The organism is Dyella kyungheensis, assembly GCF_016905005.1.
Classification (GTDB): domain Bacteria; phylum Pseudomonadota; class Gammaproteobacteria; order Xanthomonadales; family Rhodanobacteraceae; genus Dyella; species Dyella kyungheensis.
On sequence record NZ_JADIKC010000013.1, the window covers coordinates 39925 to 63726 of the forward strand.

At 63.6% G+C, this 23802-nt stretch carries 25 protein-coding genes; 15 read left to right on the forward strand and 10 right to left on the reverse strand.

All coding sequences use genetic code 11. The annotated features are described in order from the left end of the window. Positions 1–416: 416 nt before the first annotated feature. The 3 genes from ISP20_RS20605 (at position 417) to ISP20_RS20615 (ending at position 4168) form a co-directional block, all read left to right on the forward strand. A complete protein-coding gene (locus ISP20_RS20605; protein ID WP_204638098.1) occupies positions 417–2369 on the forward strand; it encodes a M61 family metallopeptidase in 1953 nt (650 codons plus the stop codon). Between the two features lie 190 nt (positions 2370–2559). Then, entirely contained in the window at positions 2560–2934 is a 375-nt protein-coding gene (locus ISP20_RS20610; protein WP_204638099.1) for a hypothetical protein, read from the forward strand. Positions 2935–3616: 682 nt separating this feature from the next. Continuing rightward, positions 3617–4168, forward strand: coding sequence for a thioredoxin domain-containing protein (locus tag ISP20_RS20615; RefSeq protein ID WP_204638100.1), 552 nt, complete (start codon positions 3617–3619; stop codon positions 4166–4168). Between the two features lie 150 nt (positions 4169–4318). On the opposite strand, the gene ISP20_RS20620 is transcribed toward ISP20_RS20615, so the two are convergent. Beyond that, positions 4319–5545, reverse strand: coding sequence for an MFS transporter (locus tag ISP20_RS20620; protein WP_204638101.1), 1227 nt, complete (start codon positions 5543–5545; stop codon positions 4319–4321). A gap of 335 nt (positions 5546–5880) precedes the next feature. Here ISP20_RS20620 and ISP20_RS20625 point away from each other — a divergent pair, with 335 nt between their 5' ends. Next, on the forward strand, positions 5881–7530 hold the full coding sequence (locus ISP20_RS20625) for a serine hydrolase (protein ID WP_204638102.1): 1650 nt from the start codon (positions 5881–5883) through the stop codon (positions 7528–7530). Positions 7531–7602: 72 nt separating this feature from the next. Beyond that, complete coding sequence (gene lptA / locus ISP20_RS20630) at positions 7603–8136, forward strand: lipopolysaccharide transport periplasmic protein LptA (protein WP_204638103.1); 534 nt, start codon at positions 7603–7605, stop codon at positions 8134–8136. Between the two features lie 36 nt (positions 8137–8172). Here lptA and ISP20_RS20635 read toward each other — a convergent pair whose 3' ends face one another. The 4 genes from ISP20_RS20635 to ISP20_RS20650 are packed head-to-tail and all read right to left on the reverse strand — an operon-like array spanning position 8173 to position 11220. Then, positions 8173–8943, reverse strand: coding sequence for an SDR family oxidoreductase (locus ISP20_RS20635; protein ID WP_204638104.1), 771 nt, complete (start codon positions 8941–8943; stop codon positions 8173–8175). A gap of 22 nt (positions 8944–8965) precedes the next feature. Next, the gene (locus ISP20_RS20640; protein WP_204638105.1) at positions 8966–9820 is read right to left on the reverse strand and encodes an alpha/beta fold hydrolase; all 855 of its coding nucleotides are present in this window, start codon (positions 9818–9820) and stop codon (positions 8966–8968) included. A 43-nt stretch (positions 9821–9863) separates the two neighbouring features. Further along, positions 9864–10484, reverse strand: coding sequence for a TMEM175 family protein (locus tag ISP20_RS20645; RefSeq protein ID WP_204638106.1), 621 nt, complete (start codon positions 10482–10484; stop codon positions 9864–9866). Positions 10485–10527: 43 nt separating this feature from the next. After that, the gene (locus tag ISP20_RS20650; protein ID WP_204638107.1) at positions 10528–11220 is read right to left on the reverse strand and encodes an alpha/beta fold hydrolase; all 693 of its coding nucleotides are present in this window, start codon (positions 11218–11220) and stop codon (positions 10528–10530) included. Positions 11221–11375: 155 nt separating this feature from the next. Between ISP20_RS20650 and ISP20_RS20655 the strand changes: the two genes are divergently transcribed. The 3 genes from ISP20_RS20655 to ISP20_RS20665 all read left to right on the forward strand — a co-directional run bounded on the left by ISP20_RS20655 (position 11376) and on the right by ISP20_RS20665 (position 12718). Beyond that, positions 11376–12008 carry a CGNR zinc finger domain-containing protein gene (locus ISP20_RS20655; protein WP_204638108.1) on the forward strand — a complete coding sequence of 211 codons (633 nt, stop codon included), beginning with the start codon at positions 11376–11378 and terminating at the stop codon, positions 12006–12008. Positions 12009–12083: 75 nt separating this feature from the next. After that, positions 12084–12506 (forward strand): VOC family protein, encoded by a 423-nt coding sequence (locus tag ISP20_RS20660; protein WP_204638109.1) that lies wholly within the window; start codon positions 12084–12086, stop codon positions 12504–12506. Further along, the gene (locus ISP20_RS20665) at positions 12503–12718 is read left to right on the forward strand and encodes a DUF3820 family protein (protein ID WP_204638110.1); all 216 of its coding nucleotides are present in this window, start codon (positions 12503–12505) and stop codon (positions 12716–12718) included. Before ISP20_RS20660 ends, ISP20_RS20665 begins: the two co-directional genes overlap by 4 nt. Positions 12719–12721: 3 nt before the next feature. On the opposite strand, the gene ISP20_RS20670 is transcribed toward ISP20_RS20665, so the two are convergent. Next, entirely contained in the window at positions 12722–13432 is a 711-nt protein-coding gene (locus ISP20_RS20670) for an rRNA pseudouridine synthase (RefSeq protein WP_204638111.1), read from the reverse strand. 104 nt (positions 13433–13536) lie between these two features. Here ISP20_RS20670 and ISP20_RS20675 point away from each other — a divergent pair, with 104 nt between their 5' ends. Further along, positions 13537–14379, forward strand: coding sequence for an SAM-dependent methyltransferase (locus ISP20_RS20675; RefSeq protein WP_204638112.1), 843 nt, complete (start codon positions 13537–13539; stop codon positions 14377–14379). A gap of 105 nt (positions 14380–14484) precedes the next feature. On the opposite strand, the gene ISP20_RS20680 is transcribed toward ISP20_RS20675, so the two are convergent. Further along, positions 14485–15030 (reverse strand): ester cyclase, encoded by a 546-nt coding sequence (locus tag ISP20_RS20680; protein WP_204638113.1) that lies wholly within the window; start codon positions 15028–15030, stop codon positions 14485–14487. Between the two features lie 325 nt (positions 15031–15355). On the opposite strand from ISP20_RS20680, the gene ISP20_RS20685 reads away from it, so the two are divergent. Continuing rightward, the gene (locus ISP20_RS20685) at positions 15356–15817 is read left to right on the forward strand and encodes an Hsp20 family protein (RefSeq protein ID WP_204638114.1); all 462 of its coding nucleotides are present in this window, start codon (positions 15356–15358) and stop codon (positions 15815–15817) included. A 120-nt stretch (positions 15818–15937) separates the two neighbouring features. After that, the gene (locus ISP20_RS20690; protein WP_204638115.1) at positions 15938–16483 is read left to right on the forward strand and encodes a lipocalin family protein; all 546 of its coding nucleotides are present in this window, start codon (positions 15938–15940) and stop codon (positions 16481–16483) included. A 16-nt stretch (positions 16484–16499) separates the two neighbouring features. Here ISP20_RS20690 and ISP20_RS20695 read toward each other — a convergent pair whose 3' ends face one another. Continuing rightward, positions 16500–16952: a MarR family winged helix-turn-helix transcriptional regulator gene (locus ISP20_RS20695; protein ID WP_204638116.1), complete on the reverse strand. Its 453-nt coding sequence runs from the start codon at positions 16950–16952 to the stop codon at positions 16500–16502. A 77-nt stretch (positions 16953–17029) separates the two neighbouring features. Between ISP20_RS20695 and ISP20_RS20700 the strand changes: the two genes are divergently transcribed. Beyond that, entirely contained in the window at positions 17030–17830 is an 801-nt protein-coding gene (locus ISP20_RS20700) for a siderophore-interacting protein (RefSeq protein ID WP_204638117.1), read from the forward strand. Between the two features lie 127 nt (positions 17831–17957). After that, positions 17958–19430, forward strand: coding sequence for a DUF2252 domain-containing protein (locus ISP20_RS20705; RefSeq protein ID WP_239536235.1), 1473 nt, complete (start codon positions 17958–17960; stop codon positions 19428–19430). On the opposite strand, the gene ISP20_RS20710 is transcribed toward ISP20_RS20705, so the two are convergent. Next, positions 19427–20470: an alpha/beta hydrolase family protein gene (locus ISP20_RS20710; protein WP_204638118.1), complete on the reverse strand. Its 1044-nt coding sequence runs from the start codon at positions 20468–20470 to the stop codon at positions 19427–19429. The two genes, ISP20_RS20705 and ISP20_RS20710, sit on opposite strands and share 4 nt — an antisense overlap. Before the next feature lie 41 nt (positions 20471–20511). Then, positions 20512–21819 carry an alpha/beta hydrolase family protein gene (locus ISP20_RS20715; protein ID WP_204638119.1) on the reverse strand — a complete coding sequence of 436 codons (1308 nt, stop codon included), beginning with the start codon at positions 21817–21819 and terminating at the stop codon, positions 20512–20514. Positions 21820–22018: 199 nt separating this feature from the next. Between ISP20_RS20715 and ISP20_RS20720 the strand changes: the two genes are divergently transcribed. Continuing rightward, positions 22019–23068 carry a glycerophosphodiester phosphodiesterase gene (locus ISP20_RS20720; RefSeq protein WP_204638120.1) on the forward strand — a complete coding sequence of 350 codons (1050 nt, stop codon included), beginning with the start codon at positions 22019–22021 and terminating at the stop codon, positions 23066–23068. Positions 23069–23299: 231 nt separating this feature from the next. After that, on the forward strand, positions 23300–23802 hold a 503-nt coding region (locus ISP20_RS20725), incomplete at its 3' end, for a helix-turn-helix domain-containing protein (protein WP_204638121.1).

A 23802-nucleotide genomic window follows, 5' to 3' on the forward strand; every position in this document is an offset into this window, starting at 1 on the left:
TGAACGTCGAAATTTGACCCCGGTCACTCTTTTTCCGGAAGGTTTTTTTCGCAAAAAGATGCGTTTTTTGGCCTAAAAACAGGGCTGTACGCTTCGCGTAAGAAAACTCCTCACATCGGTGGGGCGGGATCCAGAGGGGCCTCAAAAAAGCCCCGTGCACGGGTGCCCGCTGCCGCCCAACACGACCGAAATGGGGGGATTGGCGGCCAGTTTTGTGCCGCGCCCCAAAGGCGACCCCTTTGATGCGGCGACTATCCGAAAAGCCCCCAATCGCGTGCCGCATGCCACCCGATTCGCCAACCTTCACCGCCGTTCGAGCGGTTGTCCTTCCGCCGCGACCCTGCCGTTCGTCCTGGCCGTACCCAGCAATTGGAGGTGCTAACTTGCCGCACCACCTTTGCCCTCCGGAGCCCGCTATGTCCCGTCGTCCTCTTCTCCGCCCGACCGCGCCTCGCCGGCTGGGTCGCCTCGCCGTGGCGCTGGCGATGGGACTTGCTGCTACCGCAGCGGGTGCGCAGCAGGCGCGTACGGAGGACGTACCCGCGCCACAGGATGCGAAATACCCGGGCACCGTGACGCTTCATGTCGACGCGAGCGACACCACGCAGGGCATTTTCCGCGTGCACGAAAGCCTGCCGGTGAAAGCAGGCGCGCTGACGCTGCTCTACCCGCAATGGATTCCCGGCGATCATTCGCCGACGGGTCCGATCAATATGCTCGCCGGCCTCAAGGTCACCGCCAACGGCAAGCCGATCGCCTGGAAGCGGGACAAATACAATGTGTTCGCCTTTCACCTCGACGTGCCTGAGGGCGTGTCGTCGATCGACGTGGACTTCCAGTACCTCTCCGGCCGCACCGAGAGCGAAGGCTTCGACATCACCGACCGCATGATGGACATGGAATGGAGCAAGGTCTCGCTCTATCCCGCGGGCTACTTCACGCGCGGCATCACTTATGCCCCAAGCATGACCCTGCCGAAGGGCTGGCAGTTGGGCACTGCGCTGGAGACCGCATCGAAGTCGGGCGACACCGTCACCTTCAAGCCGGTCACGTTCAATAACCTGGTCGATTCGCCGGTCTACGCCGGGCAGTATTTCAAGCGCGTCGATCTGACCTCGCCAGGCGATGCGCCGGTGTATCTCGATGTGTTTGCCGATGCGCCGAAATACCTGGAGATGTCGCAGGAGCAGGTGAGGGTGCATCGCGCGCTGGTCACGCAGGCGCTGAAACTGTTCGGCTCGCATCACTACGACCACTACGACTTCCTGTTCTCGCTCTCCGACCAGATGGGCGGCAACGGCACCGAGCATCACCAGTCCAGCGAGGATGGCCTCGATGCCGACTACTTCACCGCATGGAACGATGCTGCGCCCGATCGCGACCTGCTCGCGCACGAGTATGCGCACTCGTGGAACGGCAAGTTCCGCCGTCCTGAAGATCTGTGGACGCCCAACTTCAATGTGCCGATGGGCGATTCGCTGCTGTGGGTCTACGAAGGCCAGACGCAGTATTGGGGTTACGTGCTCACGGCGCGTTCCGGCATATGGTCGCCGCAGCAATTCCGCGACGCGCTGGCGATGACCGCCGCCAACTACGAGCGCAACCGCGTGGGCTTCCAGTGGCGCACGCTCGAAGACACCACCAACGATCCCACCATTGCACGTCGCTCCAGCCTGCCGTTCCGCAGCTGGCAGATGAGTGAGGAGTACTACAGCGGCGGCCAGATGATGTGGCTGGACGTGGATGCCAAGCTGCGTTCGCTCACGCAGGACCGCAAATCGCTGGACGATTTCGCTAAAGCGTTCTTCGGCGTCGACAACGGCAGCTACGTCACCAAGACCTATACGTTCGACGATGTGGTCGCTGCGCTCAATGGTGTGGCCCCCTACGACTGGGCGAGCTACCTGAAGGCCTATGTGGACACGCTCAATCCGCCGCTGCAGGACGGTCTCGCCGCCACTGGCTGGAAGCTGGTCTACACCGATAAGGAAAGCGACTTCGAGGCGCAATACAACAGCCGCTCGCAACCCTCGCGCCACCTGTACAACTTCGCCTGGTCGATCGGCCTGACCATGAACGACAAGGGCCAGGTCAACGACGTGCGTTGGAACGGCCCCGCCTTCAAGGCGGGCGTCACCACCGGCGCCACGCTCGTTGCCGTGAATGGCCAGGACTATTCGAAGGACGTGCTGAAGGACGCCATTGCTGCCGCCAAGACCAGCAAGGCGCCGATCCAGTTGCTGATGAAATACCAGGGCGCCATCCGCAACGTCGCCGTGGACTACCACGACGGCCTGCAATACCCGCACCTCGTGCGCATCGACGGCAAGCCCGACTATCTCAGCGAGATCATTGCGCCGCGCAAGTAAAGGCCCAGGCGGGAAGAGGGAACGCGTCGGCCCGATTTCGGGCCGACATGATCATGAGAGTGTCCGTTTTAGACTGCGAAGCGGACATCTGCGCAGGATACGTTGAAGCCCGAACGGCTGAGACGCTGCCCGTGATCGCGACATGTATGCGCGTTAGCGGCGTTCAACGATGGCAATACAGGGGGAGACGATGGGTGTTGTTACGCGAGGTAGCACGCTTTTGATGTTGGCAGCCGCAGCACTGCTGCCCATTTCGGCGCAGGCCTCTTCGGCAGCGCCAAAACTGAAGTGCGTCACGGGTCCGGTGGCGAAGCAGTACGGAAAAACGCCATGGCTGGTGTACGGCTGCGAGGATGGAAAATCCGTCCTCATCGTATCCGCGCCTGCAAACAAGGCGGTCCGTTTCAGCTTCACGTTCATTGCCGACGAAGATGGGTACGCGCTTCATGGCGAAGGCCAGGGCGACAAGAAGGTCACGGATGCCGCCTATCAGGATCTGAATGCCATGTCGGAATCCGATATCGCCGCTCTGGTTTCCGAGACCCATAAACCTTCCGGTAGCTAAGCCAGGATCCAGGTGATACCGAGAAGTGGCGTGAATACCTGTGGTATCTGCACGAATATGGCTATGTTATTAGCGACACCAGTAGTCCGACGCAGGATTAACGGCGCGTAGGTATTTACGAAAGCGCAGCCATTATCAGTGCCCGTTTTGACGAATATGTCTTTGTGGGCCAGCACTAATTAGCTTCGAACAGATTAAATCTCGATTACTTAAGTATATGCTTTGTGTCTATCGAGTCACAGTTTCTGAATAATGTTATTGCCCGTGTTCAATTCCCGGAGTAATCGTGACTAACCTTCACGAGCAAGGGGTTGTCCGATGGCGACTAGCAAGCTCCGCAGCAAGGTTCTAATGATGGTCCTTGGCACTCTTACGCTGTTTATGGTGGGAGGAACGGCCATGGTCGCGGCAAGCACGTATCACCCCAGGCCCTTGTCCTGTTCGCACGGCTGCTTGAATGTGCAGTCATGTGATCGGGCCACATGTGGACCTGTTGCTTGCCTCAATAACTGGTGCGTCCAGATGTAGTTGTAGATTTCTGGCACCCGGTTGAATCCATTGCAATGAGTGTCGGCCCCGCGGCTGTTTGTCAGCCGCGGGGTTTCAGGTTGTGGCTGCATGGCATGGGCGCGTCATGGATAACTGGCGCTGCATTTTCCGATACGGATGCGAGGTGCAGATAATGAATAGGGCCATCCTTTTTCTGTGCGTGCTTTGCACCGCTTTACTTGGTTCAAATGGGTATCTGCTGTACATCAATCATGACTTGATTCAGCAGCATAAAATCGACCAGGCCATCCAGTTGCCCACACTGGACGCGCCAATCTCGCCCATTGCAGTTCATAATGCGCAAGGCGCTGCTCATCCATTGGTGTTCAGTCCCGATGGGACGCACGACCGGCTTCTGCTGGTCCTCAGTCCGGACTGCCCGTATTGCAAGAAGAACTGGCCCATGTGGGACGCCTTGATCAAGGATCTGGGGCCTGGCGTAGATACCACTTACTTCGACGTGACCGGCAAATTCGACCAGAAGGTTTCGTCGGAACATCACATTCCCAGCGAGCAACTGGTTACCGCGTCCCTCGATTCGGCGATCATGGCTCGCATCATCGGCACGCCGACGACGATCCTGATTGGGCGCAATGGCAAGGTCAGACACGTTTGGCAGGGCGTGCTCGACGGCGACGCTCTTGCCCAGATCGTTGCCATGTCCAAGGCGGACGTCACTGAATAGTCGGCCCGTTCGACCACGTGAATCGAATCAGCCTTGCGCACGGTCGAAGGATTTGACCATGCCGAGAGCGGCCGCTTCCGGCTACGATCTCGATCGTTGAACGCGCACGCGCACGCGTTGCGACCGCGCCGAGCCGAAGCGGGCGTTCTGTCAGCAACACTCCGCGACAGCGTCGATGTCGCGACGGCGATCCACCGCCATCGACACCAACCACAACAACAAGCCACCCAGCGCCAGTCCGCTGCCCACGAAGCCCGGCGATGTCCAGCCGTAGCCGTGCGCTATGGCGAGGCCGCCGAGAAACGGACCGAGTGCGTTGGCGGCGTTGAAGGCGGAGTGGTTCAGCGATGCGGCGAGGCCTTGGGCGTCGCCGGCGACATCCATCAATCGCGTCTGCAATACCGTGCCCAGGGCGCCGCCGATGCCGATCAGGAAGACCGTGCCGCTGAGTGCCCACACGTTGCCTGCCGTGAAAGGAAAGATCGCCAGGACCACCAGGCTCCACAGCAGCAGGCCGCCGGCCGTACGCATCAGTGCGCGATCGGCAAAAAGGGGAACGATCACGTTGCCCAGGGTCATGCCGATGCCGAACACGCCCATCACCCAGGGCACGCTGGCCAGCGGCATGTGTGTCACGTGCAGCAGAATGTCGGCGAGATAGGTGTACACGGCGAACATGCCGCCGAAACCGATCGCGCCGATACCCAGCGTGATCCACACCTGCGAGCGCTTCAGTGCGCCCAGTTCACGCAATGGGCTGGCTTCGGCATCGGCCGGGGTGTTCGGCGCAAACGCGAACACGGCACTCATCGTGGCCACGCCAAGCAAGGCGACCAGCGCGAAACTCCAGCGCCATCCCACCACTTGGCCGAGCCAGCTGGCCAGCGGCACGCCGACCACCGTGGCGCAGGTGAGCCCGAGGAACATCTGGCCCACCGCGCGCGTTCGCCGGTTGGCGGGCACCAGCGAACTGGCGACCAGCGCGCCGACGCCAAAGTACGCGCCGTGTGGCAGGCCGCTGAGAAAACGAAACAGCAGCATCCAGTGATAGCTGGGGGAGAGCCCGGTCAATCCGTTGAACACGGTGAACATCGCCATCAGCAGCAACAGCAGGCGCCGGCGCGGCCATCGCGCGCCGAGCACCGTGATCACCGGCGCACCCACCACCACGCCCAAAGCGTAGGCGCTGATGGCGTGACCGGCGGTGGGTGCATCGATGCCCAGTCCCTGCGCGAACAGCGGCAGCATGCTCATCGAGGCGAATTCCGTGGTGCCGATGGCAAAGCCACCTACCGCGAGCGCAAGAATGACCAGCCCAACATGAGGGGCGCGAACGGGCGACGTGCCCGGATCGAGAACGGGGACGGAAGAGGACATGGGGATGACTCGGGCCGTAGGCGGCGCAGTGATGCGTTGCAACATCGAAGAGTAACGGCTATCCCGCTACGTTGCCAGCTTGAGTGCTCGACGCGACGACAGTGCCGGTCGAAACGCGCAACAACCTTTTCAGGATTCGTCGTGGATGCATTTGCAAGTTGTGTTCGCAAGAACGCGCGATGCATCCCATGAAGCACATCACGTGATCCCGTTGCACCTACGTCCATGCGATAGCGGGACCGACAATGTTTGCCTCAAGATAAGCCGTCCCTTGCACACGACGGCCAAGGTCTGCGCGGGATGATGTGCGTGCTACTTCATCAACAGGACGTGCCATGAAAAAGCTCTGCGCCGCATTGGGTTTGCTGCTTGCCACCACCTGTGCCGCGACGGATGCGCCGCTGCTTCCGCAACGCGTTGCCGATACGCTGCAACAGCGCATCGATGCGGGTGAGTATCCCGCCCTGGTCATCGCCGTGGTGGATGGCGACAGCAGCGCGGTGTACACCTACGGCAAGCTCGACCAGGGCAAGCCACTCGATGGCGATACCGTGTTCGAGATCGGCTCGATCACCAAGACGTTTACCGCGACGCTGCTGGCGCAACAGGTGACCACGGGCAAGCTGCAGCTCGATCAGCCGGTGGCGACGCTGCTGCCTGGTTTCAGCATTCCGTCCCGTGACGGCAAGGCTGTGACATTGGGCAATCTGGCCATGCAGAACTCCGGCCTGCCGAGATTGCCATCGAATCTGCGCCCGGCGGACGCCATGGACCCCTATGCGGACTACAGTCCCGCGAAGCTGAAGGCGTTCCTGTCTTCGTACACGTTGCCGCGCGATCCTGGCGCCCGCTACGAGTACTCCAATCTTGGCGTGGGTCTGTTGGGCTATGCGTTGGGTGTGCATGCCGGCACGAGTTACGAGCAACTGCTGCAACAACAGGTACTGCAGCCGCTCGGCATGCGCCATAGCTCCACGGTGCAGACCGATGCCATGCACGCCACCATGGCACCGGGGCACGACGCGACCGGCAAGCCGATGGGCAACTGGCATATCGATGCGCTTGCGGGTGCGGGCAGCCTGGTCAGTTCGGGCAATGACATGTTGCGTTATCTGAAAGCCAACATGGGGCGGTTGCCGTCGACGCTTTATCCCGCGATGCAGTTCGCGCAGGCGGCTCGAGCCGATGGCCCCACGCCGGCCGAGCGCATCGGCCTGGTATGGATGACGCATCACGACGCCGCTGGCGACGTCATCGAACATGGCGGCATGACGGGCGGGTACGCGAGCTATCTCGGTTTCACTGCCGATCGCCGCTACGGCGTGGTGGTGCTCACCAATGCTGCCATCGCGCCCGAGGACCTGGGCCGCGCGACCCTGCTGGCGGACGCGCCGCTGGCACCCGCGCACAAGCGCATCAGCGTGCCGGAGAAGGAGCTGGACGACTATGTCGGGAGTTACCAGCTGCATCCCGGCTTCAACATCGCCGTGTTTCACAAAGGCGACCAGCTGATGTCGCAGGGCACGGGGCAGGACGAGTTTCCGGTCTATGCCAGCGCCAAGGATGAGTTCTTCGCGGCGGTGGCCGATATCAGCCTCAGTTTCAAGCGCGACGAACACGGCAAGGTCACCAGCGTGGTGGTGCATCAGCATGGCGATCATGTGGCGCCCCGCGTGGGCGCGCATATGCCCGAAGCGAATGACCGGCCGGCGATCACGCTCGACACCGCCACCCTTGGCAACTACATCGGCCACTACCAGCTGGCACCGCAGGCCGTGATCGACGTCACGCTCAAGAATGGACAAGCCTTTGTGCAGCTCACTGGCCAGAACGCGTTCCCGATCTATGCCAGTGCGCGCGACAAGTTCTTTCTTCGCGTGGTGGACGCGCAGATCGACTTCGAACGCGATAAGGACGGCAAAGTCGTGGCGCTGGTGCTGCACCAGAATGGCATGGATCAACGAGCGCCGCGCGTCGCAGAGTGAATGCGCACCCGTTGATCGCTGGCCCGGCGCCATGGACGGATCGCTCGTCGGCGCCGCAACGAGGAGAGGTCGATGGTGCTCAAACGGTTGGCCACTTCGTTGTTGCTCGCCTTGCTGCTGGCGGTGGGCGGCGCCGCCATAGCCAAGAAGGCGGACCGCTCCGCACCCATTGGCATCGTGGCCAAATCAACGAAAGCCTATGACAGCCCCAGTTCCGTCACCACCTTGAAGGGCAACGTCAGGATCACCCAGGGCAGCCTCGTCGTTACAGGGGATGTGGCCACGCTTTACATGGACGAGAACCAGCAGATCGCCCGCGTGGTCGTTACCGGGCGTCCAGCCCATATCCAGGAACTGGACGAACAGAATCGACTCATCCAGGGCGATGCGGAAACGCTCGATTACGACAATGTTCACCAGATCGCGGTGCTGACGCGCAACGCCATCGTGAAGATTGAGGGACAAGGTGAAGTGCAGGGGGACAAGTTGACCTATGACGTCAACAGCACGGAGCTCAAGGCGGAAAGCACGGCTGACGGTTTTGTCCACGGCGTCATTTTTCCGAAGCAGCGTGCTCCAGCGAGTGAGGGCGCGCTTCATCCCTGATGCACGGCATGCGGCGCGCCCAGCTTCGTCGAATCGCTACACCGACTTCACTTCTCCGCCATCCATGCGCAGCATCGAGCCGGTCATCCAGCGGGCTGCCGGTGATACGAGAAACGCCATCAATTCAGCGATCTCTTCGGGCTGGCCGTAACGGGCAATACCAGCTTCGCGGGGAAAGCGCTCCATCGCCTCGGCAACGGTCATGTCGTGCAACGGCGCCCAGTGTTCCAGGTACGAGCGACGGCGGCCGGTCATCACCGGACCGGGCAGCACGCTGTTCACCTGTACGCCGTCTGCGATGCCGCGGTCGGAGAACGCCTTGGCGAGCGCCGCGATTGCCGCATTGATGGTGCCGACGGCAGCATAGGGTGCCTTGGGAAAGATCGCCGAGTTGCCGGAGGTGAATACCACCGAGCCGCCCGCCTGCTTCAGCGCTTCCCACGCTTCGATGGTGAGCCGTCGCGCGCCATGCAGCTTGAGTGCCATGCCGTCGTCCCATTGCTCGTCGGTCATCTCGAACAGGTCGATCTGCGGCACTGCTCCGGCGATATTGAGCAAGGCATCGATACGGCCGAACGCGGCCAAGGTCTTTTCCACCACTGCCTTGGCCGCGGTGCGCTCGGCCAGATCGATATCGATGATCAATGCTTTCGCACCGGCCGCTTCCACGATGGCGGCGGTTTCCTGCAAGTGCTCGCGATGCCGCGCCACCAACACGACGGCACCGAAATCCTTCGCCAGGCGGATCGCCGTGGACTGTCCGATACCCTGGCTGGCACCGGTAACGATGGCGGTTCTGAGGGACATGACGTTCTCCTGAGTCGACCGGTCAGCGGATGAAGAACGTGCGGATGGCGTCGGCGATCTCGCGCGCATGGGTTTCCAGCGCGAAATGCCCGGTATCGAGGAAGCTCACCTGCGCCCCGGGGATATCGCGCTTGAACGCTTCGGCGCCCGGCGGCAGGAAGAACGGGTCGTGCTTGCCCCACACCGCCAGGAAGCGCGGCTGGTGTTCGCGGAAGTACGCCTGGAAGGTGGGGTACAGCGCCACGTTGCTCTGGTAGTCGAGGAACAGATCCAGCTGCACGTCGTCGGCACCTTCGCGAGCGAGGTAATGGTTGTCCAGCGCGATGCCGTCAGGCGACACCAGCGATTCGTCGGCGACGCCATGCGTGTACTGCCAGCGCGTGGCTTCCGGGGCGAGGAATGCACGCAGCGCGTCGCGATGGGCGGGCGAGGGGTCTTTCCAGTAGGCCTGGATGGGATTCCAGCCTTCGCTCAACCCTTCGACATAGGCGTTGCCGTTCTGCGAGACGATGCCGGTAATGCGCTCCGGGTGCTTCACCGCAAGACGAAAGCCCGTCGGTGCACCGTAATCGAATACATAGACGGCATAGCGATCGAAGCCAACCACGTCGGTAAAGCGGTCGATGACGTCGGCGATGTGATCGAAGGTGTACTTGAACTGTTCGCGCGGCGGCATGGCCGACTGACCGAAGCCCGGAAGGTCCGGCGCCACGATGTGGAAGTCGTCGCTGAGCAGGGGAATCAGGTCGCGGAACATATGCCCTGCGCTCGGGAAGCCGTGCAGCAACAGCAGCTTCGGTTTCCCGGGCGTGCCTGCTTCACGGTAGAAAATGTTGAAGCCGTCGACGTCGGCGTTGCGATAGCGAATGGTGTTCATGGCGTTTCTCCTTCGGGATGAGGGGACGTTGAATTGGGTGTGGTTACTTGACGGGATGACGGGTGCGGCGGAAGCCACGCAACCGCCAATGGAACGGCGCCTCCGGTCGCAGATAGAGGAACAGCGCGGCGCAGATCATGGCGAAGCCGATCCTCGGCGCGACCAACGCAGTCAGCGAAGCGGCGACAAAGATGAGCAGCGTGGACAATGAGCGTCGACGGCGCATGCGACGCTCCTGCTCGCCCATCTGTGCAGCGCCAACCTGTTTGAGTACTTCCGACTCGAATACGCGATAGGCCGCATTCACGCCCACGAATACCGCCGCGTACACGGCGACCGGCGCCGCGGCGAGGATCGTCCGCGCCACCCAGGCCGTGGTGAACGGCACCAGCGATACGGCAAACAGATGGGCGAAGTTCACCCAGATCAAGCGCGACGTGGCATGTCGCGCGTATTGCATCAGGTGACGATGATTGAGCCACACGATGGCGATGAACAGGTAACTCACCGCATAGCTCAACACCGTCGGCCACAGTGGCCACAGCGCCGAAAACGTATCTGCGTCCGGCGCCTTCAGCTCCAGCACCATGAGGGTGATGATCACGGCGATCACGCCATCGGAAAAAGCAGCGACGCGGTTGTCGGGCGAAGTTTCAGGGCGCATGACGGGTCACCGGGCGAAGAGGCGGACAGGTTTGCGGCGGGAATCAGCCGGACGTTTGCCGCACGGCGTCGACGATCACGTCCACCACCAGCGAGGGCGCCGTGACGGGCGGCAGGTGGTCGACGGGAAAGGCACTGATCTGCGCGTGCATGCGTTCGGCCATGAAGCGCTGCGTCCGCTCGGGGATCATGTGGTCGTGCTGCGCCACCAGATACCAGCTGGGCAGCGTCTTCCAGAGCGGCGCGTCGACGGGCACGGTGATGCAGGCCGGTGCGATGGATCGCTGCGCCGCGGCCAGGTCTTGTTGCTCCTGCGCCGTGGCGTGTTGCGCGAATGCGCTTTCAAAGGCCTCGGTGGGCAACCAGATGCGGCCGTTTTCGTCCGGTGCCAGTGCCGGCGTCTTGTCGTCGTGCCCGAAACGGTTGAACACCTCGGCCACCGTCTCGCCCTCGTCGGGCGCCAGACCGGCCACATAGACCAGGGCTTTCACTTTCTCGCTGCGGGTGGCGCCGATCACCGCACCCGCGTAGGCGTGCCCGACCAGGACAGCCGATCCATCGATCGAAGCCAGCGCCTGGTCCAGTGCAGCCACGTCGCCTGCCAGGGTCGTCATGGGTAGGCTGAAAGTAACCGCTTTGATTCCCTTTGAGTGGAGGGATTGGACTACCTTGCCCCAGCTCGATTCGTCTGCCCAGGCGCCATGCGCCAATACCACCGTCGTAGCCTTCATGTTCATGATCCGGGACTCCTATTGAGTTTGTTTGGCGAGTAGCGGCAGGGCGGGGCTTGAATCTCTTGTAACCGCCTCAAATTCGATAAGGAGGTTATGATTGACGATGTAACTTGTCAAGCACTTTTTAGCCGGTTACTTTTGACGCCAAGGAGAACCCTATGACTCAGCCCATGCCCGCCTTCTTCCTCGCCGATTCGCTCGGCCTGGATTTCCTCAATTCCGTCGCCACGCCGGTGGACACCCCGATCGACTGGCTTGAGGACGGCGAGGGCTTGCTGGCCTGGCTCCAACAGGCGCAGCTAGTGCCCGAGGCGGCGCTCCGCTTGGCACGCGAGCGCGCCATTCCGGGCGAGATCGATCGGCTGGCCGGGCAGGCCAGGGCTTTGCGCGAGTGGTTTCGCGGTTTTGTTCGCGAGCACAAGGGGCGCCCGCTGCAGGCAACCGACCTGATGGCGCTCGACCCGCTGAACGAGCTGCTCAAGCGCGACGAGCGCTTTGCCGAAGTGGTGGCCGAGCCGTCCGGCGAGTCGACCGTGTTCGCGCTGGCGCAGAAGCGTCGCTGGAACTCGTCGGACGCCTTGCTGCTGCCCATCGCCGAAGCCATGGCGCGGCTGGTGTGCGAGGAAGACTTCGCGCACGTAAAAGCCTGCGAAGGTCCGGCTTGCACGCTGCTCTTCGCGGATCACACGCGGGGTCATGCGCGTCGCTGGTGCAGCATGGCGCTGTGCGGCAATCGGGCGAAGCAGGCGGCGCATCGTCTGCGCCAGAAGGCATCATCGGGCCAGGTGTAGCGACTGGCGCGATGCCGTTTTGCGATGACGCAGCATAGTGGTAATAAAGCGCAGCCCTTGCCATCGAGCCGCCGCATGTCCGAACTATCGCCGTTTCATCTCGCCTTCCCGGTCACCTCGCTCGCCAACGCGCGGGCTTTCTACGGCGAACTGCTGGGCTGTCCGGAAGGACGCTCGAGCGAGAGCTGGGTCGACTTCGATTTCTATGGCCACCAGATCGTGGCGCATCTCGCTCCCGAGGAAGCTCGCGGCGTGAGCGCACATGACGTCGATGGCGACGACGTGCCGGTGCGCCATTTCGGCGTGGTGCTGTCGATGGACGACTGGCAGGCGCTGGCCACGCGATTGGAAGCCAGGGATACGCGCTTCGTGGTCGCACCGCATATCCGCTTCAAGGGACAGCCTGGCGAACAAGCCACGCTGTTCCTGCTCGATCCCTGCGGCAACGCCCTGGAGTTCAAGGCCTTCGCCGACCGTTCGCGGTTGTTCGCCAAATGAAGGCCGAAGACCTGCAGCGACTGGTCACCGTGACCATGCCTTATGGCAAATACCAGGGCCGTCTCATCGCCGATCTACCGGGCGCCTATCTGGCCTGGTTCGCCCGCAAGGGTTTTCCGCCGGGCGATCTGGGCAACTTGCTGGCCTTGTCGCTGGAGCTCGATCACAACGGCCTGAAGTCGCTGCTCGATCCTTTGAGGAAGGCTAAGTAAGGATCAAAAGCGATCCGAACTGGTGAGATAGCGCCATTGCCCCGGCTGCATTCGCGACATGGGAATGCGGCCGACGCGGATGCGTTTCATCGCCAGCGTCTTCAGGCCGACCGCGTTGCACATGCGCTCGATCTTCTCGGGCGCAATCCGCTTCAGCGCAAAACGCAGGTGGGTTTCGTTCTGCCAGCTGACCTTGATCGGCGGCAGCGCATAGTTGTCGAAGCTCAACCCGTGATTGAGCAAGGCAAGACCGTTCGGTGCCAGCTTGCCCGCCACTTCCACCACCATCTCCTGCTCGATGCGGTCGAAATCCTCTTCCAGCCGGCGCTTGACCCGCCAGTCCTGTGTGAATACCTGCAGGCCGCTCGCGCTATCGGGCAACGACAGCGGCGATTCCAGTCGCGCGAAGTGACGCTTGAGCAGGCGCACGCCGGAGGCATCCTCGGGGGAACGGCTTTCGGCGCGAATCAACGCGCGGGCCTCGGCCAGGGTGGCACCGGCAGGCTTGTGCAGCACCAGCGTCGCAGGTTCCGCGGGCGCCAGCTGCGCATGCGGATCGATCTCGATGCGTTGTTCCTGCACCATGAACTGCGGCTCTTCCACGACCACGCCGTCCACGCGCACCCAGCCGCCCTCGATGTACATCTCCGCCTCGCGTCGCGAGCACTGGGTCAGGGCGGCGACGCGTTTGGCCAGGCGTACGGGTTCGGTCATCGGCGTTGCCAGGAAGTCATGTGCGCCATTATAGGCATGCACGCCGGATGTGCCCCGCGCCCGTTGCTCCTACACTGCACGGCCATCCCTGGAGAATCACGCCCGTGTCGCATTATTCCGGTCCCCTGCTGACGCGTTCCATTGCCGAGGCGCTGCTTGCCGCGCGCGCTGCCGGTATGGGCGAGTGGACGGGATCGATGGATCTGGGGCGCTCCAACGGCAGTGCATCGCTGCATGCGGACGACTGGGCCTGGAACGGCGAGCGCTATCCGTATCCGGGCAAGCTGAAGGACCGCACGATCTACTACTGGGATGGCGAGGATTTTTCCTCGGTGTCGTGCTTCTCCGGCTCGCTGATCAAGCTGGTGCCCACCGAATGGGGCGCGCCCACGTTCGAGATCGATGGCATCAAGATGCTGCCCACCTCGAAGGAATCGCCGGTGGACGACGCGCGCCGCAAGGTGGCGCTGGTCGAGCCGCGCGGCAAGACGGTGTTGGATACCTGCGGCGGCCTGGGTTATTTCGCGGCCTGTTGCCTGGAGGCAGGCGTGACGCGGATCCAGTCGTTCGAAAAGAATCCGGACGTGCTGTGGTTGCGCACGCTCAATCCCTGGTCGCCGGATCCGGACGCGCCGTCCAGCGGCGGCCGGCTCGAACTCACCCATGCCGACGTATCGCAGGCGGTCACGCAGCTCGCCGATGCCTCGGTGGATGCCTTGCTGCACGATCCGCCGCGCTTCGGCATCGCCGGCGAGCTGTATTCGCAGGCGTTCTACGATCAGCTCGCCCGCGTGCTTCGCCGTGGCGGGCGGATGTTCCACTACACCGGCAGCCCCAACAAGCTCACCAGCGATCGCGATGTGCCGAACGAAGTGGCGAAGCGGCTGGAGAAGGCGGGCTTCAAGGCGCAGCTGGCGCTGGATGGCGTGTTGGCGATCCGTCGCTGAGCGAAGCCCGCCTCATGTGGGAGCGCACTTGTGCGCGACGGCCTCAGTGAGGCGATATCGCACACCCGTCGCGCACAAGTGCGCTCCCACCAATGCGCGCTGCACTTACTCCTTGATCGCACCCAGCTGCTTGAGCAGCGTGAGGTTGTCTTCCAGGTGCCAGTTCTCGACGATCTTGCCGTCGACGACGCGATAGATATCCGTGGCGATGAAGTCGATCGCCTGGCCCTTGCCCTGCATGCCGTTGAAGCTGCCGATGAAATGGCCGGCGAAATGCAGATGCGCGACGACCCGGTCGCCGACCACCAGCATCTGTTCCACCTCGCAGGTGAGATCGGGCACCGCCTGGCGGAATGCCTTGGAAGCCTGCAGCGGACCTTCCGGACCCTGCACGCGGCCCGGGGGCGGGGTGCGGTCGATGAAGTGCGGCGACAGCGCGGCCTTGGCCAGTGCCTCGTCGCCGGTATTCCAGAAGGTGTCGTAGCGGCGGGCCGCCAGTTCGTTGGCGCTGGCCGTGGCCTTGGCCAGGCTGGCGTCGACGATCAGCTGCTTGGGCGTCACCAGGGTGGCGCCCGGGCTGGCCGCCTGGGCCAGCGGAGCGGCGGAAAGGGCGGCGGCGAGCAGGGGAGCGATGAGCTGGTGGCGAGGCATGGCTGTTCTCCAAGAGGGTGGCTTACGGTAGCGCCGGCCCGGTGACGAAAAAATCAGGGCGCCGGGCAAACCATCCTTTCCGAAAAGGAAAGGACGGGCCCGGCGAGGGGGCATCCGCGACGCGTTCTTCACCGGCAGGGCCATTGGGTTCGAGCCCGGCTTTTCAAGTGGCCACAAGGACTATTTGGACGGCTAAACGCGAGCTGAAATCCTTGCCTTGATTCGATGGCGAGCAGCCACATCTCCCTCTCACCGGTCGCTTCGGGGCCGGTACGTCGCTGCATGTTGCGCGGCGTCTACCTGTTGCTCAATGGAGAATATGGTTATGCGTACTGTTCTGGATTTTTCGCCGTTGCACCGTTCCAGCATCGGCTTCGATCGCGTGCTCGACCTGCTCGACGCGGCCGCGCGCACGCAGACGAACGACAACTGGCCGCCGTTCGATTCGGTCAAGCTGAGTGAAGACAAGTATCGGATCACCATGGCGGTGGCCGGTTTCAGCCGCGACGAGATCAACCTTACCGTGCAGGCCAACGTGCTCACGGTCAGCGGCGAGCGCAAGGGCGAGCAGGAAGGCGAAGTGCTGCATCGTGGCATTGCCAACCGCCCGTTCAACCGCCGCTTCGAACTGGCCGAGCATGTGCAGGTGACCGGTGCGCGCATGGAGAACGGCTTGCTGGTGATCGATCTCAAGCGCGAGATCCCCGAGGCCTACAAGCTGCGCCGCATCGAGATCGGCGAAACGTCGGCCCCGTCGGTGGCGCACCTGCAGAACCAGGCGGCCTGATCGCCGCAGCTTTCGTTTGCTGAAAGCGGGAGGGTGACGAAACCGTCACCCTCCTTTGGCATGTCCGTGATGCACGCTGGTCACACTGGCACCCGAACGCGAATATCGCAGGAGTGCCCCATGCAGCATCGTCCGTGGATAGGCCTGGCTGTGCTGCTGGCGGTGTTCGTGCCGGTGGTGCAGGCGCAGCAACTGGCCAATGAGCCGGTGAAGCAGCTCGACCTCAAGCGCTACCTCGGCCAATGGCACGAGATCGCGCACCTGCCGATGTTCTTCCAGCGCCAATGCGTGGACAACATCACCGCCACCTACACCAGCCTGCCCGATGGCAAGGTCAGCGTGCGCAATGCCTGCCGCACGCGCGACGGCAAGATGGACGACGCCAACGGCGTGGCGCGGACGACCGACAAGGCCGCAGGTGCGCTCGAAGTGCGCTTCGCTCCCGCATGGATGTCCTGGCTGCCATGGGTGTGGGCCGATTACTGGGTGCTCGATGTCGACCCCGACTATCGCTGGGCCGTGGTGGGCAGTCCGAGTCGCGATTACCTGTGGGTACTCTCGCGCGATGCGCAAATGCAGCGCGCGCAGTTCGAGGCCTTGCGTCATCGAGCCGCGCAACGCGGTTATCCCATCGAGAAACTGGTCATGTCTGCGCCGCTCAACTGAGTGGGGCAGTGTCGACTCAGTCGTCGGCGCGCAGGCGCACGCGATCCATCAGCTCGCGCAACTGTTTCTGCTCGGTTGCATCGAGCACGCCGAACAGGTGCTCCACCGCCTGGCGCTTGGGGCCCTGCACTTCATCGAGCTTGGCCTGGCCGGCGGCCGTGACCACCACCAGTTGCGCGCGGCGGTCGGTGGGATGGGCCGAGCGCTCGACCAAGCCGCTTTCTTCCATCGCATCCAGCGCCGTGGTCACGGTGCGCGGCGCGTAGCCCATTTCGGTGGCGATATCGCTGGGCCGGCAGGGCGCGAGCCGGGCCACCAAGGCCAGCAGCTTCGCCTGCGACAGCGACAGGCCGGCCGCGGTCATGGCGGCGTCGACATGCTTGCGCACCAGGTGATGCAGGGCCAGGAAAGCGTCGGCGAGTTCGACCGTGGCGGATCGGCTTGGGGTTGACTTGCGTGGCGTCGTCATGGAAAAGTATTGAGCAAGCTCACTATGAGTTTCATCCATTATAGCGCCGCTGCCCAGCCGCGGCCAGCGAGGTTTCCATGGCTACGTCGATCCCCGAAGTCCGGCGCGTCCGGCATCCCCTGAAAGTGCGCGAATTGAGCGTGAAACGGCTGAAGTTGGTGTCCCCGCGACTGCTGTGCGTCACCTTCACCGGCGATCTGGGCGATTTCATCTCCGCCTCGTTCGACGACCACGTGAAGCTGTTTTTCCCCGGCGCCGGCGAATCCGCGCCATCGCTGCCCACGGTGACGGAGCAGGGCATGGCCTTCGATCCCACGCGCCCCCGGCCGGCCAGCCGCGACTACACCCCGCGCCGCTACGACCGCGCCGCCAACGAGCTGGAGATCGAATTCGTGCTGCATGGCGAGGGTCCGGCCGCATCCTGGGCGCGTGCCGCCAGGCCGGGCGACCGCTTGGGCCTGGGCGGGCCGCGTGGTTCCTCCTTGCTGCCCGAGGGGTTGGACTGGCTCCTGTTGATCGGCGACGAAACAGCGTTGCCGGCGATGGCCCGCCGCCTGGAAGAAGCCGGCGCGGGCGAATGCATCATCGCTCTGATCGAGACCGGCAGCGCCGACGCCCGTATCGATATCGCCACCGCGGCGAATGCCAGCATCACCTGGTTGTGCCGGGAGTCGGGCGATGCCGCGCTGCCGGACGCCGTGGCCGAGCTGATCCTGCCCGAGGGCCACGGCTTCGCCTGGGCTGCCGGCGAGTACGGCAGCATCCGCCAGGTACGGCAGCGTCTGATCGACGTGCACGGACTCGACCGCCAGCGTATCCGCGCCGCCAGCTACTGGAAGCAGGGCGAAGCGGCGAGCCATGAAACGCTCACCGACTGATCCGGCGCCGGCCGCGCCCGCTTCGCTCGCTACGTAGTTTTGCTATTCCACTTTGCGGTGGGCGGAGGTCAAATGATCCGTCGTGCGATTCCCTGTTGATCCGCTGTATTCATCGCGAGGTGGAGCCATGTCGAGGACGAAGGACGAGCGCGCGCCCAAGGTGACCCACAGGCGCCCGAAGGGAGCCGAAGAAGCGTCATTGCATGCTTTCGCCCACGTCGGCGAGGGAGCGCTTTCGCAGCAGAGCTTCCGCAAGGCGCCGGCGGATCGCGAGGCCATGGCGCGCACCATTCGCGCCAAGGTGGCGCGCAAGTCGCTGGGCGGCTGGAAGCCGGTGAAGGATCGCTTCGACCCCGTGGAGTTGCTGATCGAAACCTCGAAGGGGCGCGTCGATTCGCTGGTGCCCATTCGCTACGGCCGCATGATGGCGTCGCCGTTCGCGTTCTACCGCGGTGCGGCGGCCATCATGGCGGCCGATCTCGCCCACACCGCGAGCACCGGCATTCACCTGCAGATCTGCGGCGACTGCCACCTGGTGAATTTCGGCGGTTTCGCCACGCCCGAGCGCAAGCTGGTGTTCGACATCAACGATTTCGACGAAACCACGGTCGGGCCGTGGGAGTGGGACATCAAGCGCTTGTGCGCCAGCCTGGTGGTGGCTTCGCGCGCGAACGGCTTCAACGACGGCGAGGCCAGGGACATCGCCTGGGAGGCCGCGTCCGCGTACCGGACGCACCTGGCCGACTACGCCGAGATGCCCGTGCTCGAGGCGTGGTACGACCATATCGATCTGCAGGACGTGATCGACCGCATGCGCGACGAGGAAATGAAGCAGCTCGCCAACAAGAGCGTGCGCAAGGCCGTGCAATACACCGCGCACACCAAGGAGTTCATCAAGCTCACGGTGCAAGGCGGCTCGCCGCCGCGCATCCAGGACGAACCGCCGTTGATCTATCACGATGAGCTGCTGGAGAACCAGGTGACGCTGGACGAACGCCGCAAGGCGTTTCTCGACTATCGCGACTCGCTGCTGCCGGAACGCCGCGTATTGCTCGATCGCTTCCAGACGGTGGACGCCGCGGTGAAGGTGGTGGGCGTGGGCAGCGTGGGCACTTACTGCGGCATCATGCTGATGGTGTCGGGCAATGGCGATCCGCTGTTCCTGCAGTTCAAGGAAGCGCGGCGGTCGGTGATCGATCCCTACGTCAAGAACAAGCCGTATAAGCACCAGGGCCAGCGCATCGTCGCGGGCCAGCGATTGATGCAAGCGGCCAGCGATCTGTTCTTGGGGTGGACGCAGGGAACCAAGCGTCACTTCTACGTGCGTCAGTTGCGCGATGCGAAGATCTCGCCGCAGATCGAAGTGATGCGCGCGCCCAATCTGCGCCGCTATGGCCGTCTGTGCGCCCGCACGCTGGCACGCGCGCATGCGCGCTCGGGCGATGCGGTGTTGTTGTCCGCCTACCTGGGCAAGAGCGATGCCTTTGCCGATGCCATGACGAGCTTCTCGGTGGCGTATGCCGACCAGAACGAACGCGACCATGCGTCGCTGGTCAAGGCGGTACGCGCCGGCAGGGTGGATGCGATGACCATCGCCTAGGGTTTGTGCGGCGCGGCTGGTTCGAGCCGCGTCGCCAGTTCCACGCTGCGCGGTGCGGCCAATCCGCCGTAGCGACGGTCGACGTCGTCCAGCCGTTGTTTCGCGTTGTCGAGTTTGCCGGCCGCGATGTCCGCATCGACCTGGCCAAGGGCCTTGTCGACATCGCTGGCGATCCGTGCACGACAGGCATCGAGTTTCGCGGGGTCTGTTGCACTGTGGGTTTCCAGCGAGGTCAGGGCGCGATCCAGGGCAGGCGGCTCGGCCAGGTCGTGACCTGTCCAGGGCATCGCGCGCACATCGAAGTCGTCGATGCACCAATCATGCAATGACGCACGGCTCTGCCTGTCCGCATCCTGGTTGGCCGTGTCGCGCTGGCCGGTAAAATAGACCAGGCGTGTGGAGGACTGGAATTGTTCCAGCAGCGACAACGGCGGTAGCGGCACCGTCCGCCCGAGCGTATCGCTGCCGGCCTCCAGCAGCGCACCGTGAAACACATCCGGATAGCCGAGTGCCAGCCGCAACGCGACGCGCGAGCCGCCGGAGAAGCCACCGACATAGACGCGCTGCGGATTGACCCGGTAACGCGCCATCACATTGCTGGCCGCCAGCAGCGAAACCGGCTCGCGGCGGTCGAGCAGGCTGGTGTCGTTGCCGATATGGGCCGCGGTGACCAGGATCATGCCGTGACGTTCGAGGATCGACGTCCATGCGGCCGGCACGCTGGCCTCGTCCCACGGCGGAACGAACACCAGCAGGGCATAACCGCCGGGCGGCATCTGCGCGGGAACGTAGAGCGCGAACCGCTCCTTGGCCAGATCGATGGGCTGTTCCGCGATGGCAATGCCCAGCCCGGCGGCGTGACGCTGCAGTCGCCATGCATTCAACGGCGTCACCAGTCGCCGGGCCAGTTCCGTGCTGCTCGACAGGTTGCTGTACTGCGAGAACACCACATCCTTGAACACGCCTGTGGCGACGTCAGCGGCCGGGGCGGCGAAGGCCAGCCCCGTGAGGCATGCGAACAAGAGGCCACGACGGATCATGGCGGAAGCCTAGCACCGCGCGAACGCGGTGCCACGGGTGTTCATTTTGCGGGTGTTTGCTGCGGGAACACCATCGCGCTGTTGCCATAGGGCGGATGCAGCGTGCCCTTCGCGAAGTCGATGGCGAGCTGCATGTAACCCGCCGCATAGCGCGTACTCACGCGTTCGCCGTCCTTGCCGAGTTCGTATTCCGTGATGCCGTGTTCGGTATGCGGAAACAACGCCGTGGTGATCGGCAGACCCTTGGCCTGCAACGAGGCGAGGCGGCGCAGGGTTTCGCCACTGGGCGCATCGATGTCGTCGCCGCCCAGTTCCCACAGCTGCGGGGTCTGCAGCTTCTCCAGCACCGGCATGGCGTCGTAGTGCCAGGGCGTGTGCCACATGTATGCCTTGCCCTTCTCGCGGATCTCGGCGTTGCTCATCGGCAGCACCAGATAGCTGAAGTCGCCGCGCACATCCTTGTACCAGGGCTCCTTGCCGTACTTGGCCTTGGCCGCATCGAGCTGGTCGAAGCCATCGGTCAGTCCGCTGGAAAGGATCAGGCCCACCGCATCGGAGAGCTCCCACGCCTTGTCGATCACCGACTGGTCGTAGCCCTTGAGCGTCATCTGGAACGCCACCGCTTCGCGGTCTTCTTCCAGCGGCGAGATGGCCAGGCCGTAGCCCACGATCACGAAATCCACCTTGGTGCGCGTGGCCGCCAGCGGAGCCACCCAGCCGCCCTGGCTGCCGCCGCGATAACCCACCCGGCCGGCACGCGCGCCGGCCAGCCGGCGAGCCTCGGCGACCGCAGCCACCGCATCGTTGGCGAGCACGCTGAAATCCTGCGTGTACTGGCCATCGGAAGCGCCGGTGCCGCGCTTGTCATAGACGAACGCGCCCACGCCCTCGATGGGGAACTCGCGCTGCATGGCATCGAACGTGCGGGCCGAATCCTTTTCCGAGCCATGCACGAGCACCACCACCGGCACCTTGCCCTTGCCGGGTGGGAGAATCAGCCGTCCGACCAGACGCGTGCCGCCTTCGCCGGCAAACGTCGTCTCCTGCACCGTGAAGGGGATGCGCTCGCCCTGCTTGCCATCGAAGGTGATCTTGCCCTTCGCACAATCGGTGAACTGGACATCCTTGCCGTCCGGGCGGTCCGTCCAGCCGAACGTGCTGGTCCAGCTATCGCCGGCACCCCGCTTGAGCTTGCCGGTGCTGCCGTCGATACGTCGCCAGCGCAGGGTGTTTTCATCCGAATGGCCGATATCCAGCGCGCTTCCATCGCTGAGGCGATATGAACCTACGTGGCAGTCGGTGGCGGGAGCGGCGCTGGCGAGCAGGGCGGCCAAGAGCGTGGTGAGCATGGAGAGTCCGATCGTCGAATAAGTCGCCAGGAGGCTAGCATCGGCTTGTCGGGCGACCATTGGCCGCAAGTCATACCGGTGCCAAGAGTCATAGGCACCATAGGCGCTCCATGCGCCCTCTGCGGCGTGCCGTGATCATTGCGAAGGAGCTACCGTGGGTCGTTTATGCTGGATCATTGTGATGGCGGGTGCACTGTTCATGACAGCCGATATCCGGGCAAATGAAGCGCCGTTGGCGAAGAAGGTGTTGGTGATCGGCCATCGCGGCGCCAGCGCGCTGCGACCGGAACACACCCTGGCGTCGTACGGCAAGGCGATCGCCGACGGCGCCGATTTCATCGAGCCGGACCTGGTGATGACGCGCGACGGCGTGCCGGTGGCGCGTCACGAGAACGAGATCAGCGGCACCACCGACGTGGCGCAGCATGCGGAATTCGCCTCGCGCAAGGCCACCAAGACGATCGACGGCGAGAAGGTGACGGGCTGGTTCACCGAAGACTTCACCCTGGCCGAGCTGAAGACGCTGCGCGCCCGCGAACGCCTGCCGGAGTTTCGCAGTACCGCATACGACGGACAGTTCCAGATACCTACGCTGGACGAGATCATCGATTTCGTGGCCGCCGAATCGGCCACGCAGGGGCGCGTGATCGGCATCATTCCCGAGATCAAGCACGGCACCTATTTCCAGCGGGCCGGGCTGCCGATGGAAGACCTCGTGCTGGCTACGCTCGCCGCGCATGCATACACGCGCACGGCGCCGGTGGAAATCCAGTCGTTCGAGATCGCCAACCTGCGTTATCTGCGCGGCAAGCTGGGCAAGCAGCATCCCAATATCCGTCTCCTTCAGCTGCTCGGCGATGCGAATGAAGCGCCGTACGACGTGGTTGCTGCGGGTGGGAAGCTGACCTACGCGCAGATGATGACGCCCGCTGGCCTGCGCGATATCGCCGGGTATGCCGATGCGATCGGGCCGAGCATCCGTTCGATCATTCCGCTGGCTGCGGATGGCTCGCTGGGCAAGCCCACGGCATTGGCGCATGACGCGCATGCGGTGAAGCTGGAGCTGCATCCGTATACGTTCCGGCCGGAGAATTTCTTCCAGGCGAAGAATTTCTGGAAGGGGAGCGATCCGAAGGCGTTCAATGAGGCGGGGTCGATTGCGGAGATACGGGCGTATCTGGATGCGGGGGTGGATTCGTTTTTTACGGATGATCCGGCGATTGGGCGCAAGGCGGTGGATGGGCGGTGAGTGAATCGCGGTTCGCGCAACGGCACTCAGGCCTCGCGTCTTACTAGCTCGTCATCCCGGCGCAGGCCGGGATCCAGAGCCTCGGTGTTTAGTTGTCGCGTCATCGCGATCTGGCTCGCCTGCCGCGGGCTTCCGTCCTCCTGCCGGAGGCCGGGTCACTTTTCTTTGCTTGCCCAAAGAAAAGTAAGGCGGTCTCTAATATCAAGTGCAACACCCCTCTGGAGGTGATGCATGGGTCAGCACTACAACCATCTAAGCGCCGAAGAGCGAGGCGCGATCATGGTGGGCAAGGCACGCGGGGACAGCGCCCGGCAGCTGGCGATGCTGCTGGGCCGGTCGCCCAGTACGATCTCACGGGAGCTGGCGCGTAACGGGCACCGCGAGCCGTCAGGCAGCCCTCGTCTGGGGCGCCCGACGCTCGGCTATGACGCTTGTCGTGCCGGCCATCGGGCCCGACGCTTGGCCCATCAGGCGCGTCGGCCGCGTAAGTTGCATCGTGAGAGTGCCTTGTGGCGTCTGGTGCGTTACCTGTTGGCTCGCCGCTGGTCACCGCAAGAGGTGAGCCGCACACTGCGCCGACAGCATCCTGAGGAACCGGCCAAGCACGTGTCTCACGAGACGATTTACACCGCGATCTATGCAGCTCCCCGCGGGGAGCTGCGGCGAGGGCTGGTGGCACTGTTGCGCCAGCACAAGTGCGCGCGCCGCCCGCGCGGCCAAGGCGCCAATCGGCG